The organism is Allobosea sp. Leaf344 (assembly GCF_001426225.1).
Taxonomy (GTDB): domain Bacteria; phylum Pseudomonadota; class Alphaproteobacteria; order Rhizobiales; family Beijerinckiaceae; genus Allobosea.
Map to the genome: position 1 here is coordinate 201,964 of NZ_LMRT01000001.1, position 14,989 is coordinate 216,952.

Consider the following 14,989-nt stretch of genomic DNA (forward strand, 5'->3'; position numbering starts at 1 on the left):
TCAGAACAGATCGCCCTGCCCCGGCTTGGGCGGCTCCCGACGCGCCGGCCGCGGCGCGCGCGCGGGTCCTTCGCCGCCGGCGACGGCGGAGACCGCACCATCGGCGAGCTGGATCGAGAGCCGGTGCCCCGGCTGGACCTGCGCCGCCGAGCGGACCAGCGCCCCGGCCTCGTCGCGCACCAGCGCATAGCCGCGGGACAGGACGGCCTGCGGTCCGAGCGAGGCGACGAGCGCCCCGAGCGAGCCCAGCCGGTCGCGCCGGCGCACCACGCCTTGCGTGAAGCAGCGCAGGCCGCGTTCCGCCAGCGCGTCGATGCGCTCCTGCCGGCGCTGCAGCAGGGCCGCCAGAGCGCGCGTGGCCCGGGCGTTCAATTCTGCGACGCGCTCATGCGCCCGCGACACGCGCAGGGTCTCGGCGCGCAGCAGCGCGTCGCGGCCGGCGCGCAGACGGTTCGACAGGCCGTCGAGCCGCGCCGCATAGCCCGCGAGCCGCACCGTGGGCGATTGCCGCGCCAGCCTCTGCGCCAGCCCCTGGGCCTGCTGCTCATGGACCCGGGCATTGCGGGCGAGCGCCGGGGCGAGCTTCGCCGCCACCAGGTCGAGCCGCTGGCGGGGCCCCGACAGCACCGCCTCGGGCCCCGGCAGGGCCCGCGCCATGGCCCGCAGATCGCTGCGGCGCCTGTCCGAGAGACGGCGCATGGCGCCCGCCTGCCGGCGCGAGAGATCGGCGACCATCGCCATCAGTTCGGCCCGCACGGGCACGACCTTTTCCGCGGCGCCGGTCGGCGTCGGGCAGCGCAGATCGGCGGCGTGGTCGATCAGCGTCCAGTCGGTCTCGTGGCCGACGGCGGAGACGAGCGGGATCAGCGAGGCGGCGGCGGCGCGCACCACGATCTCCTCGTTGAACCCCATGAGATCCTCGAGCGAGCCGCCGCCGCGCGCCACGATGATGACGTCCGGCCGGGGGATGCGCCCGCCCTCCGGCAAGGCGTTGAAGCCGGCTATGGCCGCCGCGACTTCGGCCGCGCTGGTCTCGCCCTGTACCCGCACCGGCCAGACCAGCACCTGACGCGGGAAGCGATCCTCCAGCCGGTGCAGGATGTCGCGGATCACCACGCCGGTCGGCGAGGTGACGACGCCGATGACACGCGGCAGATAGGGGATGAGCTGCTTGCGGCCTTCCGCGAACAGGCCTTCCGCCGCCAGCTTCTTGCGCCGCTCCTCGAGCAGCGCCATCAGCGCGCCGACGCCGGCCGGCTCCAGCGTATCGATGATGATCTGGTAGCTCGACTTGCCGGCGAAGGTGGTGATCTTGCCGGTGGCGATCACCTCGAGCCCGTCCTGCGGCCGCGTCTTCAACCGTCCGAAGACGCCTTTCCAGATGACCGCGTCGATCTTGGCATTGGCGTCCTTCAGCGAGAAATAGACATGGCCGGAGGCGACGGGGCCGCGATAGCCCGAGATTTCGCCGCGCACCCGGACGAAGCCGAACGCGTCCTCCAGCGTGCGCTTGAGCGCGCCGGAGAGTTCCGAGACCGACCAGTCCGGGGCGTTCGACGTCTTGCTGTCGGGCGATTCGCTGTCCATGGCCGGGACCTTAGCCGGGTGGGCAGCGAAGCTGAAGCATCGCGGCCTCCGCGGACGGCGCGGCTGCCGCTGCCGTGCGGCGATTGCCCTCGCCGGCGCCCGCCGCTATTGCCCAAGCCGATCCGGCGGCCAAGGAGACTGCGATGAACATCCTTCTGATCGGCTCGGGCGGGCGCGAGCATGCGCTGGCCTGGGCGATATCGGCCTCGCCGCTCTGCGACCGCCTCTATATCGCGCCCGGCAATCCCGGCACCGCGCAATGCGGCGAGAACATCGTGCTCGATCTGGCGAACCACGGCGCGGTCGGCGATTTCTGCCGGCTCCACGGCATCGGGCTGGTCGTCGTCGGACCGGAAGGACCGCTGGTCGACGGCCTCGCCGATTCCCTGATTGCGGCCGGCATCAAGACCTTCGGGCCCTCGAAGGAGGCGGCGCGGCTGGAGGGCTCGAAGGCCTTCACCAAGGAGCTCTGCGCGGAATGCGGCATCCCCACAGCCGGCTTCGCGCGCTTCACCGATGCCGCGGCGGCCAAGGCCTATGTCGCGCGCCAGGGCGCGCCGCTGGTGATCAAGGCGGACGGGCTCGCCGCCGGCAAGGGCGTGGTGATGGCCGAGACGGCGGCGCAGGCCGAGGCCGCGATCGAGATGATGTTCGCGGGCGGTTTCGGCGCGGCCGGCGCCGAGATCGTCATCGAGGAATGGATGATCGGCGAGGAGGCGAGCTTCTTCGCGCTCTGCGACGGCAGCCATGCGCTGGCGCTGGCTTCGGCGCAGGACCACAAGCGCGTCGGCGATGGCGATACCGGCCCCAACACAGGCGGAATGGGGGCCTATTCCCCGGCTCCGGTGATCACCAGGGCGATGCAGGAACGGGTGATGGCCGAGATCATCCGCCCGACGCTCGCCGGCATGGCCAGGCGCGGCACGCCGTTCAAGGGGGTTCTCTTCGCCGGGCTGATGATCACCGCGGAGGGGCCGAAGCTGATCGAATACAATGTCCGCTTCGGCGATCCGGAATGCGAGGTGCTGATGCCGCGGCTGCGCAGCGACATCGTGCCCGCCCTGCTCGCATGCTGCGACGGCGTGCTCGGCAATCTCGACCTGCGCTGGTCGGATGCGGTGGCGCTGACCGTGGTGATGGCCGCCAAAGGCTATCCCGACAGCCCGCAGACCGGCAGCGTCATCAAGGGCCTGGAGAAGGCGGAAGCGCTGGAGGACGTGCTGGTCTTCCATGCCGGGACGAAACAGGGCGCGACGGATCTGGTCGCCAGCGGCGGGCGCGTGCTCAACATCGTCGGGCTCGGCAAGACGGTGAGCGAGGCGCAGGCCAAGGCCTATCGCGGGGTCGATCTGATCGATTGGCCGGGCGGTTTCTGCCGCCGCGACATCGGCTGGCAGGCGGTGAAGCGGGAGCGCGAGGGCTGACGCCACGCCCGCTGCGCGTTTAAGACTGCGGTGTCCACTCACGCAGGATGCGCGCCATGACCAATCTCGACAGCCTCTTCCCGGGCTTCAAGGGCCACTGGATCGATACGGAGATCGGCCGGATCTTCGCCCGCGTCGGCGGCGAAGGGCCGCCCGTGGTGCTGATCCACGGTTTCCCGCAGACCCATGCCGAATGGCACCGCATCGCGCCCGAGCTGGCCAGGACCCATACGGTCGTCTGCCCGGATCTGCGCGGCTATGGCTGGTCCTCCGCGCCGCATGGCGATGGCGGGCGCGAGACCTACAGCAAGCGCGCCATGGGCGGCGACATCGTCGCGGTGATGCAGGCGCTCGGCCATCTGCGCTTCGCCGTGGTCGGGCATGATCGCGGCGCGCGCGTCGGCTACAGGCTGGCGCTCGACCATCCCGGCCGGGTCGAGAAGCTGGCGCTGCTCGACATCATGCCGACGCTGTCGATGTGGGAGGGCATGGATTCGGCGCGCGCCATGCAGGTCTATCATTGGACCTTCCTGGCGCAGCCCGAGCCGATGCCCGAGCGGCTGCTGCAGGGCGATTCCAAGGCCTGGCTGGAGCATTGCATCGCGAGCTGGACGGCGGCGAAGAGCCTCGACGCCTTCCACCCGCTGGCGCTGCAGGCCTATGCCGAATCCTTCGGCGATCCCAGCCGCATCCATGCCGCCTGCGAGGATTACCGCGCCGGCGCCACCACCGATCTCGCCCATGACCGGGACGACCAGGCGGCCGGCAAGACGATCCTCTGCCCGGTTCTGGCGCTGTGGGGCGAGGCCGGCATCCCCGCCCGGGGGGCGAGCCCGCTCGCGATCTGGCGTGCGGGCTTCGCGCCGCAGGCGCAAGGCCAGGCCATTGCCAGCGGGCATTTCCTGCCGGAGGAGAACCCGCAGGCGACGCTGGCGGCGCTCCAGCCCTTCCTCGCCGCGCCGCTTGCGTGAGCGGGCGGGCTGCCCCACATCAGCGGCGATGCCCTCCCCCGCCAGCCAGTTTCCCGCCGCCACCGAAGCGTCGACACAGGGCCGCGAGCTCGCGCTCGTGCTCGGCGCGGGCGGGGCGCGCGGGCTGAGCCATATCCCCGTGCTGGAAGCGCTGGACGAGCTCGGCGTGAAGCCGGCGCTGATCGTCGGCTGCTCGATGGGGGCGATCATCGGCGCGGCCTATGCGGCGGGGCTGACGGGGCGCGAGCTGCGCCAGCATGCGGTGCACGGCTTTCGCGACCGGGCACGGGTCATCGCCAGATTGCTCGATGCCCGGGTCGGCAAATTCACCGATCTGATGCGCGGGCTCGGCAATCCCGTGCTGGTCGATGGCGAGCGGCTGCTCGACCTGTTCTGGCCCGAAGCGGTGCCCGACCGATTCGAGGATCTCGCCATTCCCTTCGCCGCGCTGGCAGCGGATTATCACCTGCATTGCGAGGTCTCGCTGTCGCAGGGCCCGCTCACCCCGGCGGTCGCGGCCTCGCTCGCGATTCCCGGACTGGTGCGCCCGGTGGTGATCGAGGGGCGGGTGCTGATCGATGGCGGCGCGATCAACCCCTTGCCCTATGACAGGTTGCTGGCGCCCCACCGGATCGTCATGGCGGTCGATACCAGCGCCCCGGCGACCGTCAGCGACAGCCGCGTCCCGGAGCCGCTGGAGGCGATGGTCGGCGTCTCGCAGATCCTGATGCGGACGCTGGTGCAGCGGATGATCGACCGCAACCCGCCGGATCTGCTGATCCGCGCCGGTGTCGACGGCATCGGCGGGCTCGATTTCTTCAAGGTCCAGGCCATTCTCGACGCCTCCGAGCCGGTGAAGGAGGAGGTCAAGCGCCGGCTGGGGGCGCTGCTCGAGGGCTGAGCCAGTTCGTCGCGGAGCGAAACGTTCCCTGGCGACAAATCGCCCGGCGTCGGTCAGAACCTAGGGATGGACATCAACCTCGTCGTCTTCATCGCCGCCACCTTCCTGCTGGCCGGTTTCGTCAAGGGCGTGATCGGGCTCGGCCTGCCGACGATCGCGATCGGCATTCTGGGCGTGGCGATGGCGCCGGCCCAGGCGGCCGCCCTGCTGGCGGTGCCCAATATCGTGACCAATGGCTGGCAGATCGCCCGTGGCCCCGGGCTCGCCGGCATCATCCGCCGGCTCTGGCCGATGCTGGCCGGCATCTGCATCGGCATCTTCGCCGGGGCGGGGCTGCTGGAGCAGCAGAAGAATGGCGGGGCGACGCTCTGGCTGGGCCTGGCGCTGATCGCCTATGCGCTGATCGGGCTGAAGGCGGCGCGGCTGCATGTGCCGACGCGATTCGAGCCCTGGCTGGCGCCGCTGGTGGGGCTCGCGACCGGCGTCGCCACGGCCGCGACCGGCGTCTTCGTGCTGCCGGCCGTGCCCTATATGCAGGCGCTCGGCCTCGACAAGGACGAGCTGGTCCAGGCGCTCGGCCTCTCCTTCCTGGTATCGACGCTGGCGCTTTCCGTCGGGCTGATCGGCATGGGCACACTGGACTGGCGGATCGGTGCCTGGTCGCTCCTGGCCCTGGCCCCGGCGCTGGCGGGGATGGCGGCGGGCACCGCGCTGCGCGGGCGGATTTCCGCCTCCGCCTTCAAGCTCTGCTTCTTCGCCGGCCTCCTGGCGCTGGGGGCCTATCTCGTCTGGCGCAGCCTGGGCTAGGCCGCTGTGTAATTTTACAAATTGACGCAGTAGTTGCTTGTCTGAAATTGTATCTTCGCAGATAGACGTTATGGCGCGCAGCATTTGAACGCCGCATGCCGCAACTAACGATTCTGCGGAGACATGGATGGCGCTGACTCCCGACGTCATTTTGGCACACCCGCATTGCGAGGCCGCGCTGCGCCGCCAGGCGAGAGCCTGCCTCGCGACCCATGAGGCGCAGCCGCGCCTGGCGTCCATCTTCGCCACGCAGCAGCGCTGGCTCCTCGCGATGCTCGCCCTGTCGCTCTATCTCAGCCGCGACGGCCATCCGGAGACGCCGGGGCTGCGGGCGACGCTGCTGCTCGACGAGGCGGTCCGCCTCGACATCGCCAGCCGCAATACCGCCCACAGCTTCCTGCAGGACATGCAGCAGCATGGTCTCGTCACCATCGAGACCTCCGACAGCGACAGGCGCCTCAGGCTGCTGCACGCCCAGGGCTTCGTCATCGACATGCTGCATCACTGGCTGTCGATTCAGTTCGAAACGCTGGACGCGCTGGATGGCGGCACGCGCGGAACACGTTTCGCCGCCGAGCCCCAGGCCGTTGCGAGGCTCCAGCCGCTGATCACCGCCGCGCTGCTCGCGGCGAGGCCGCTGCGCGTGCAGGGCGGCGCGCTCTCCTTCTTCACCTGGCTCGGCGATGGCGGGCTGGTGCTCGACTGGCTGATCGCCAATATGGCGGAGGATGTCGCGGAGAACGGCAGGGTCCGGATCGCGGAGACCTCGATCCCGCTGCTCGCCCAGCAGCTCAGCCTGTCTCAGGCCGATCTGACCCGGAGGCTGAAGGAGGCGCGGCTGGCGGGCGGGGTCGGCTGGTCGGATCTGCGCGGCCGGATCAAGCTCTGGATCACCCCGGATTTCCGCGACGAATATTGTCTCTACCAGGCCACGAAGCTCACGCTGCTGGACAGGGTGTTCGACCAGAGCCGGCTTTGAGCGACCGGCTCAGCGCCGCTCGCGGAAGAAGTCGCGCAGCAGCCCGGCCGCCTCGCCCGCGCGCAGGCCGCCATAGACCTCCGGCGCGTGATGGCAGCTCGCGCTGCCATAGAGCCGCACACCATTCTCGACCGCGCCGCCCTTGGGATCGTCGGCGGCGAAATAGAGCCGCCTGATCCGGGCGAAGGAGATCGCCGCCGCGCACATCGGGCAGGGTTCCAGCGTGACGTAGAGATCGCAGCCGATGAGACGTTCCGAGCCGATGGCCTCGCAGGCCAGGCGCAGCGCCAGCATTTCCGCATGGGCCGTCGGGTCCTTCAGCTCCAAAGTGCGGTTGCCGGCGCGGGCCAGCACCGCCCCGTCGCGCAGGATCGCGGCGCCGACCGGGACCTCGCCGCGCTGCGCGGCGGCCCTCGCCTCGTCGAGCGCCAGCTGCATGCCCTCCGTCCTGCCCGCATCCGATGCCACCACCACCCCCTGCTTTGCCGCTCGCAGGGACCGGGAGGCTCTGCTACAAGCGCCGGCTATCCAGGAGCGGTGATGAGCGACGACAACAACCAGAAAAGCCGGGGCCCGCGCAAGGGCGGCGGCGGTGGCAAAGGCGGCGGCAAGGATGGCGGCAAAGGCGGCGGTCCTCGTGGCGGCGGTCCTCGTGGCGGCGGCTTGGGCCGCGACGGCGCCCGCGGCCCTGCCCGTTCGAGCGGCCCGGCCGGCGGCGAGCGCCAGCCCTTCCGCGGCCGCTCCGCGGGCGGCGACCGTCCCCCGCGCTCCGCCGGGGATGGCGGCGAGCGCCCCCAGCGCCGCTTCGACACGGCTGCCGGATCACCGCGGCCGCCGCGCGAGGGCGAGCGGCCCTTCCGCGCGAGGCCGGCCGAAGGCGAGCGCGCCCCCTTCCGCGCCCGCGCCGGCGAGGAGCGTGCTCCCCGGAGTGGCAGCGAGCGCCCGCAGCGGGCGAGGCCGGCGGGCGAGCGCGGCGCGAGCCGGCCCGGCCGGCCGAGCGGCGAGACCGGATTCGAGCGGCCGAGGCAGGATCGATCTGGATCGGAGCGGCCGCGGCGGCCGCGGGCCGAGGACGATACGGCGCCGCATCGCGCCGTCGCTCCCGCCGCCCCGCAGGAGCCGGAGCGCATCGCCAAGGTGATGGCGCGGGCCGGCATCGCCTCCCGCCGCGACAGCGAGGCGATGATCGCGGAAGGCCGCGTCAGCGTGAACGGCAAGGTGATCGAGAGCCCGGCGCTCGATATCGGTCCCGACGATGTGGTCATGGTCGATGGCGAGCCGCTGCCGGCGCGCGAGCGCACCCGGCTCTGGCTCTATCACAAGCCGCGCGGGCTGGTGACGACGAACCATGATCCGGAAGGCCGCCCCACCGTCTTCGAGGCGCTGCCGGAGGATCTGCCGCGCGTGCTCTCGATCGGGCGGCTCGACATCAACACCGAAGGGCTGCTGCTGCTGACCAATGATGGCGGGCTGGCCCGCATGCTCGAACTGCCGGAGACGGGCTGGCTGCGGCGCTACCGCGTGCGCGCCTTCGGCAGCATCACCCAGGACCGGCTCGACACGCTGCGCGACGGCGTGACCATCGACGGCGTGAGCTATGGGCCGGTCATCGCCCGTTTCGAGCGGCAGCAGGGCGCCAATACCTGGCTGGTGGTCGATCTGCGCGAAGGCAAGAACCGCGAGGTGAAGACGGTGCTGGAGCATGTCGGGCTCGATGTGAACCGGCTGATCCGGGTCTCCTTCGGCCCGTTCCAGCTCGGCGACCTGCCCGAGGGCGAGGTCGACGAGGTACGCTCGCGGGTGATCAAGGACCAGCTCGGCGAGGAGCTGATGGCGAAGGCGGGGGTCGATTTCGATGCGCCGCGCCGCGACGAGATGCCGGCCCAGGAGCGCCCGGCCGAACCGAGGCGCGCGCCCGCGGGCGAGGATCGGCCGCGCCGCCGCGAGGGCGGCAAGCCGGAGCGCTTCGTCAGCGACGCGGTGCGCACCCCCTCGCGCGACGATCGCAGCGACAAGCCCTGGAAGCGCACCGTCTGGCGCGATGCCGAAGCCGAGCCGCAGCGCGAGCGCAAGGCTCCGCCGCGGCGCGGCGCCGATCCGCGCGAGGAGCGCGTGGCGCGCGAAGCCGCCGGCGCGGTCAAGCGCGAGCGCGGCAACGCCATCGCCGATCCCAAGGGCCGGCGCGTGCTGGTCGAGCGGGTCAGCGCCCCGCCCCGCGAGGAAGCCCCCGCAAGGCCGCGCCGGCCGCGCAACGTGGCCGAACCCGGCCGTGACCGCGGCGACGAACGGCCCTGGCAGGAGCAGGCACCGCGCAACGAGCGGCCGCGCCGCCGCGGCTTCGGCGACAAGCCCGAGGGCGGCCGAGCCGGGCCCGGCCGATCCGGCGGCAGCAAGGATTTCGGGGGCAAGTCTTTCGGAGGCAAGGCCTTTGGGGGCAAGTCGTTCGGAGACAAGCCCGCCGGCGGCAGGCCCTTCGGAGGCAAGCCCTCCGGTGGCAAGCCTTTCGGTGGGAAGCTCTCCGGTGGCAGACCTTCCGGTGGCAGGCCCTCCGGTGGCAGGCCGCCGGGCGGCCGCGGCCCGCGCGGCTGAGGCCTGATTCATGCGCATCATCGGTGGGCGGTTTCGCGGCCGCGCCTTGGCGGGGCCGAAGCCGGGGATCGGGACGATCCGACCGACCTCGGACCGGCTGCGGGAATCGCTCTTCAACGTCCTCGCCCATGCCTATGAGGATGCGATCGAGGGGGTGCGCGTTCTGGATCTCTTCGCCGGCACCGGTGCCATGGCCTTCGAGGCGCTCTCCCGCGGCGCCGGCTTCGCCCTCCTGGTCGATGACGGGACGGAGGCGCGCGGGCTCATTCGCGAGAACCAGATGGCGCTCGGCCTGGCCGGGCTCAGCCGGGTCTTCCGGCGCGATGCGACCAAGCTCGGGCCGATCTCCGGCATGCCGCCCTTCGGCCTCGTCTTCTGCGACCCGCCCTATCGCAAGGGGCTCGGCGAACTCGCCCTCGCCTCGGCAGCCGCCGGCGGCTGGCTGGAGCCCGGCGCGCTCGTGGTGCTGGAGGAGGCCGCGGATTGCACGGTGACGCCGCCGCAGGGCTTCAGCCAGATCGAGCGCCGCGACTATGGCGAGACGCAGGTGCTGATCCTGCGCGCCGCCTGAGCAGCGCCTTCAGACCAGACGGTCCAGCGCCGGCAGCATCGTCGCCACGCTCCTGAGCCTGGCGATGATCGGGTCATTGCCGGCCAGGCGCTCGCGCCGATCGGCCATGCCGTTCTCGCCGCCGTTCCACTCATGGACGAAACGGGGGAAATCGCCCTTGTCCGCCCAGCGCAGGATGTTCTTCCAAGCGCAGAAGGCGGCCAGGATCGCGGGCTGGTGCTGCGGCAGCGTGGCGAGCCGCGGCTGGCCGACCAGATCGAGCCCGCACCGGCTGCCGACCTGCTCATAGCCGTCGCGCCCGGTGATCTGCGGGCAGCCGCGCCCGATGAAGCGCGATCCGTCATCGGTCCCCGGCCGGTTGCCCATCCGGCCACCATAGATCTCGTCGAAAGCTTTCCGCTGCCAGCCCTTCGCCGTGCCGAAGCGGGCCCGCACGGCGGCCGCATCGGCGAAGCGCTTGGGAAACACCTCTGCGAGCCGCTCGGCGGAGTAGCCGATATTCTCTGTCAGATCCGTGATGGTGAAGCCGCCGCATTCATGCTCGGCATTGGCGAGGGTATAGGCCAGCCTGGTGCGGGTTTCGGTGATCCCGACCCGATCGAGCGCGCCGATCTGCGCGACGAAGGCGGCGATGATGTCGTCGGGCGCATGTGGAAAGATCGCGCGCCAATCGGCGGCGGTGATGGCGAGCGTCATGGTTTCCCCCCGGAAACTTTGGTCGAAGAACGGATCGGGCCGCCGCGACGGGCCCATGGCATTAGGGCGGCGCCGGCTCAGGGCTGCAGGATGATCTCGTGGCGCGTCGGCGCGCCTTCGTCGATATTGTCGTAGAGCACCATCACGCTGATCGTGCCGGCGCCTTCCGCGAGGACGACCACCGTCTCCGCCTTGGCCGTCTCGCCCTTCGCGCCCTTGGTGTCCGATCGCACCGGCATCGCCTGGCCGAGTGTCCAGCCCTCGCCCTTGCGTCGCAGCAGGTGCAACGCATAGGGGATCTCGGCCTGGTCGCCCGTCGGGCCCGACAGCACCAGCAGTTCCCCATTCGCCAGCGCCGCCAGATCGCGGATCCCTGCGCCGGGGCCGAGCTCGACCCGGATCGGTGCGGGCAATGCGCCGGTCAGCGGCGCATCGCCCGGGGCGAACAGCGCCGGGATCGAGACGGGGAAGATGACGGCGTCGCGCGGGCTGCCGGCCGCGTCGGACCGGGGCAGGAGCGGCGTGCGCAGCCCGGCATAGAGCGTGTCCCCCACCACCGCCAGCCCCTCGATATTCGTCCCGCTCGCCTTGTCCTTGCCGAAGGCGTGTTTCACGACGCTCGCCGCCAGCGCATCGGAGAGGCGCCAGCTCCGCTCGACGACGGGCCTGTCCGGAATGGCTTCACCCGCCAGGGCGATCCGCGAGACCAGATAGCTGGAGGCCTTGAACTTGCCGCCGCCGCTGCAGGAATGCGAGCCGACGAGATAGAGATAGGCCCCCGCCCGGGCGATGCCCTCGCCATCCGCCTCGTTTGGCTTGCCGACGCCGTCGGGACAGGCGACGGCCGGCTGCCTGCCGAGGATCGGCCGGTCGGGCGCATCCTTGCCGATGATCGGCACCGCACGGCCCGTGGGCTTCAGCCGGTCTCCCGCCAGCAGCGCGATCTCGGCTGCAGCCTCTTCGTCATTGATCACGAGGCAAGGCCGCTCGGCGTCTCCCGCCCTGCCGAGGCAGGCCATGCCGCTGATGCCGCGGGGCTGCTTGCCGAAGAAGCGGCCCTCCACGGCAACCGCCGCACCCCGACTCAAGGTTTCCGCCGATGCGGGCGAGATGGCGGCGCCCAGCGACGCTAGGGCAAGGGCCGTCACGAGGATCCGCGAGACGCTGACATCCATGGCCGATACCCTCACCGATCGAGCTCTCATCTCAATACAACTTGCAATCGTTGTAAAGAGGGTGAATCCTCTTCCGCGTGTGAGGGCCTCAACGCCGGCCGAACAGGCGCTCGATATCGGCGAGCTTGAGCTCGACATAGGTCGGCCGCCCGTGATTGCACTGGCCGGAATTAGGCGTCACCTCCATCTCGCGCAGGAGGGCGTCCATCTCCTCGGGGCGCAGGCGGCGGCCGGCGCGCACGGAATGATGGCAGGCCATGGTCGCGAGCACATGGTCGAGCCGGCGTTCCAGCGTCCGGGCCTGGTCCTCCTCCGCCAGCGCATCGGCGACATCGCGCACCAGCCTCTGCAGATTTCCGCCGGCGAGTGCGCTCGGCGCTTCGCGGACCAGCACCGCGCCCGGGCCGAAGCTCTCGATCACCAGCCCCAGCGAGGCGAGCTCGCCGGCCGCCATGGTGACCCTGTCGGCATCGACCGGATCGAGCTCCACCACCTCGGGCAGCAGCAGCGCCTGGCGGGCGATGCCGTCGCGGGCGCGTTCGGCCTTGAGGCGTTCATAGACCAGCCGCTCATGCGCGGCGTGCTGGTCGATCAGGACGATGCCTTCGCGGGTCTGGGCGAGGATATAGGTCTCGTGCAATTGCGCCCGCGCCGCGCCGAGCGGGCGGTCGAGCGTCCCTTCAGACGGTTCGGCCAGATGGGCCCGCGCATCGGCCGAGGGTCCGAGGCCGTCGAAGCCGGCCTGGGGCGTCTCGCCAAACCCGGTGCCGAAGCTCTCCTGCCCGCGCGGCCAGGCGGGGGCGGAGGGCAGGTCGGGCCGCTGGACGAAGCCGGCGCGGCCGCTGGACACGATGCTGCGGAAGGCTTCGAGGGTGCGGGCGCCGCCAGTCGTCGTGGCGCGATGGCCCGCTTCCGCCAGCGCCGCCTTCAGCCCGGAGACGACGAGGCCGCGCACCAGCCCGGGGTCGCGGAAACGCACCTCGCTCTTGGCCGGATGGACATTGACGTCGACCAGGCGGGGGTCGCAGCCGACATCGAGGAAGAGCACCGGGTGCCGGTCCGAGGGCACGACATCGGCATAGGCGCCGCGAACCGCGGAGAGCAGCAGCTTGTCGCGCACCGGGCGGCCATTCACCGCGAGATGCACGCCCGCCGCGCTGCCGCGATGATAGGTGGGCAGGCCGGCATAGCCTTCGATCGCGAAACCCTCGCGCGCCGCCTGGAAGCGCAGGGCATTCTCGGGAAAATCCCGGCCGAGCGCCCGGGCGAGCCGGCGCAACTGCCCCTCCTCGCCGAGCGGCTCGGCCGGCCAGTCGAAGCCGCTGACATGCTCGCCCTCCAGGCTGAAGCGGATGGCGGGATGGGCGATGGCGAGGCGGCGCAGCATGTCCGAGACCGCCTGCGCCTCCGCCCGGTCGCTCTTCAGGAATTTGAGTCGCGCCGGCGTGAAGGCGAAGAGATCGCTGACCTCGATGCGCGTGCCGAAGGCGGCGGCGGCCGGCCTGACGACACCTTTCTCGCCGGCCTCGACGACCAGCGCGCAGCCCTGGGCCGCATCGCGCCGTCGCGTCGCGATGGCCAGCCGCGCGACCGAGCCGATCGAAGGCAGCGCCTCGCCGCGGAAACCGAGCGTGCCGATGGCGAAGAGATCGCCATCGGGCAGTTTCGAGGTGGCGTGGCGTTCGACGGCGAGCGCCAGATCCTCCGGCGTCATGCCTTGGCCGTCATCGACGACGCGGATCAGCTCGCGCCCGCCGGCCGCGATGGTCACCGCGATCGCCGTGGCGCCGGCATCGATCGCGTTTTCGACCAGCTCCTTCGCCGCCGCGGCGGGGCGCTCGATCACCTCGCCGGCGGCGATGCGGTCGACGAGGACGGGATCGAGGCGGCGAACGCTCATGATGATGTCCCGGCCCTCAGGCTGCGCCCCCGCTCACGGGTCGCAGCCGCCGATTCGCTCAGCTGCGCCCTTCCGCAAGATAGCGCTTGGCGAGCAGCTTGGCCTCTTCCACCGCCGGCTGGTCGAAGGGATCGATGCCCATGGCGTAGCCGGTGAGGATGGTCTCCAGCATGAAATGCATCAGCATCTCGCCATGCACCGCCTCGTCGACATGGTCGACATGGATGCGCCGCACTGCCCTGCCGTTCTTGGCGAAAGTGTCGATCATCGCCACGCCCTGGGCGGCGACGAGATCGCCGATCGTCTTGCCGGCGAAGCCGTCCTCGCCGATGCGGCCGGCCAGGTCCGCGTCGATCCGCGGGCCCTTGCCCTTGGCGCCGACGGTGATGACGGTGAAGAACTTGTCCTTCGGCCCGGCGAGATAGAGCTGCTGCTGCGAATGCTGGTCGACCGGGCCGAGAGCCGCGACCGGCTGCGTGCCCTGCCCGTCCTTCCCGAGGCTCTCCGCCCAGAGCTGGACCCACCAGCGGGTCAGCAGAGCGAGCTTGTCGGCATAGGGCATCAGCACCGCGATGCCCTTGCCGCTGCGCATCGCCGCGAGATGCAGCGCCGCACCGAGCGCGGCCGGCGTCTCCTCGACGCTCCGGCCCGACAGGACCGGGGCGAGCGCCCTGGCGGCGCCGACCCGCAGCGCCCTCGCATCGAGCCCGAGCGCCGCCGCCGGCAGCAGCCCGCAATTGGTGAGGACGGAATAGCGGCCGCCGACGCCGGTGTGATGCTCCAGGAACGGCACGCCGAAAGGCTCGAGCAGCGCACGCAGCGCATGCAGCTTGCCGGGCTTGGCCGGTTCGGACAGGCCCTGGAAGCGCTCCCCGATCGCGGCGTCGTCGAAGCCCGCCTGACGCAGGGCCGTGATCGCGGCGATGCTCTGCAGCAGGGTCTCGCCGGTGCCGCCGGATTTCGAGATGGCGATGAAGCGCGTCGTCCGCAGCGGCAGGCTGGCGAGGAGGCGCGCATAGCTGTCGGGATCGAGATTGTCGATGAAGTGCAGGCGCGGCTCGGGCGAGAAGCGCGACAGGCCGGCGATGCCGTAATCGGCGAGCTGCGCGACCGTCTGGCCGCCGAGGCTGGATCCGCCCGTGCCGAGGACGAGGATGTCGGTGGCATCGCGCTTCAGCCGCGCCGCAGCCTGCTCGATCGCCGCGAGATCGCCCGTCTCCGCCGGCAAGGAGAGCAGCGGCAGCGACCCGTCCTGCGCCTGGCTCTTCAGCCGCGCCAGCGCCGGGGCGAGGTCGGTGAGCGCCGTCCTGAAGGCCGCATCGGGAATGCCGCCCGGGCCGACGCCGGATTCGAGCGCGAGATCATGGGTCTGCTGGAGCATGGCGTTGG

At 71.3% G+C, this 14,989-nt stretch carries 13 protein-coding genes; 7 read left to right on the forward strand and 6 right to left on the reverse strand.

The features are described 5' to 3' along the window. Positions 1–1,587: an exodeoxyribonuclease VII large subunit gene (gene xseA / locus ASG72_RS00970; RefSeq protein ID WP_082539984.1), complete on the reverse strand. Its 1,587-nt coding sequence runs from the start codon at positions 1,585–1,587 to the stop codon at positions 1–3. Between the two features lie 143 nt (positions 1,588–1,730). Here xseA and purD point away from each other — a divergent pair, with 143 nt between their 5' ends. From purD to ASG72_RS00995, 5 genes are all read left to right on the forward strand, one after another. Further along, positions 1,731–3,011: a phosphoribosylamine--glycine ligase gene (gene purD / locus ASG72_RS00975; protein ID WP_056707701.1), complete on the forward strand. Its 1,281-nt coding sequence runs from the start codon at positions 1,731–1,733 to the stop codon at positions 3,009–3,011. A 56-nt stretch (positions 3,012–3,067) separates the two neighbouring features. Continuing rightward, complete coding sequence (locus tag ASG72_RS00980; protein ID WP_056707704.1) at positions 3,068–3,982, forward strand: alpha/beta hydrolase; 915 nt, start codon at positions 3,068–3,070, stop codon at positions 3,980–3,982. Between the two features lie 28 nt (positions 3,983–4,010). Continuing rightward, positions 4,011–4,883 carry a patatin-like phospholipase family protein gene (locus ASG72_RS00985; protein WP_056707707.1) on the forward strand — a complete coding sequence of 291 codons (873 nt, stop codon included), beginning with the start codon at positions 4,011–4,013 and terminating at the stop codon, positions 4,881–4,883. Positions 4,884–4,949: 66 nt separating this feature from the next. Then, positions 4,950–5,690: a sulfite exporter TauE/SafE family protein gene (locus ASG72_RS00990; RefSeq protein WP_056707710.1), complete on the forward strand. Its 741-nt coding sequence runs from the start codon at positions 4,950–4,952 to the stop codon at positions 5,688–5,690. 127 nt (positions 5,691–5,817) lie between these two features. Continuing rightward, positions 5,818–6,669 carry a hypothetical protein gene (locus ASG72_RS00995; RefSeq protein WP_056707715.1) on the forward strand — a complete coding sequence of 284 codons (852 nt, stop codon included), beginning with the start codon at positions 5,818–5,820 and terminating at the stop codon, positions 6,667–6,669. A 9-nt stretch (positions 6,670–6,678) separates the two neighbouring features. Here ASG72_RS00995 and ASG72_RS01000 read toward each other — a convergent pair whose 3' ends face one another. Next, positions 6,679–7,107: a nucleoside deaminase gene (locus tag ASG72_RS01000; RefSeq protein WP_056707718.1), complete on the reverse strand. Its 429-nt coding sequence runs from the start codon at positions 7,105–7,107 to the stop codon at positions 6,679–6,681. Positions 7,108–7,209: 102 nt separating this feature from the next. Between ASG72_RS01000 and ASG72_RS01005 the strand changes: the two genes are divergently transcribed. Next, positions 7,210–9,258 carry a pseudouridine synthase gene (locus ASG72_RS01005; protein WP_082539985.1) on the forward strand — a complete coding sequence of 683 codons (2,049 nt, stop codon included), beginning with the start codon at positions 7,210–7,212 and terminating at the stop codon, positions 9,256–9,258. Positions 9,259–9,268: 10 nt separating this feature from the next. Further along, positions 9,269–9,829: a 16S rRNA (guanine(966)-N(2))-methyltransferase RsmD gene (gene rsmD / locus ASG72_RS01010; RefSeq protein ID WP_056707720.1), complete on the forward strand. Its 561-nt coding sequence runs from the start codon at positions 9,269–9,271 to the stop codon at positions 9,827–9,829. 9 nt (positions 9,830–9,838) lie between these two features. On the opposite strand, the gene ASG72_RS01015 is transcribed toward rsmD, so the two are convergent. The 4 genes from ASG72_RS01015 to ASG72_RS01030 all read right to left on the reverse strand — a co-directional run bounded on the left by ASG72_RS01015 (position 9,839) and on the right by ASG72_RS01030 (position 14,981). Then, a complete protein-coding gene (locus ASG72_RS01015; RefSeq protein ID WP_056707724.1) occupies positions 9,839–10,525 on the reverse strand; it encodes a glycoside hydrolase family 19 protein in 687 nt (228 codons plus the stop codon). 77 nt (positions 10,526–10,602) lie between these two features. Beyond that, positions 10,603–11,589 (reverse strand): DUF3616 domain-containing protein, encoded by a 987-nt coding sequence (locus tag ASG72_RS01020; RefSeq protein ID WP_056707727.1) that lies wholly within the window; start codon positions 11,587–11,589, stop codon positions 10,603–10,605. A 199-nt stretch (positions 11,590–11,788) separates the two neighbouring features. Continuing rightward, on the reverse strand, positions 11,789–13,600 hold the full coding sequence (gene mutL, locus ASG72_RS01025) for a DNA mismatch repair endonuclease MutL (protein WP_056707730.1): 1,812 nt from the start codon (positions 13,598–13,600) through the stop codon (positions 11,789–11,791). 58 nt (positions 13,601–13,658) lie between these two features. Next, the gene (locus ASG72_RS01030) at positions 13,659–14,981 is read right to left on the reverse strand and encodes a hypothetical protein (protein WP_056707731.1); all 1,323 of its coding nucleotides are present in this window, start codon (positions 14,979–14,981) and stop codon (positions 13,659–13,661) included. Between the last annotated feature and the right edge of the window lie 8 nt (positions 14,982–14,989).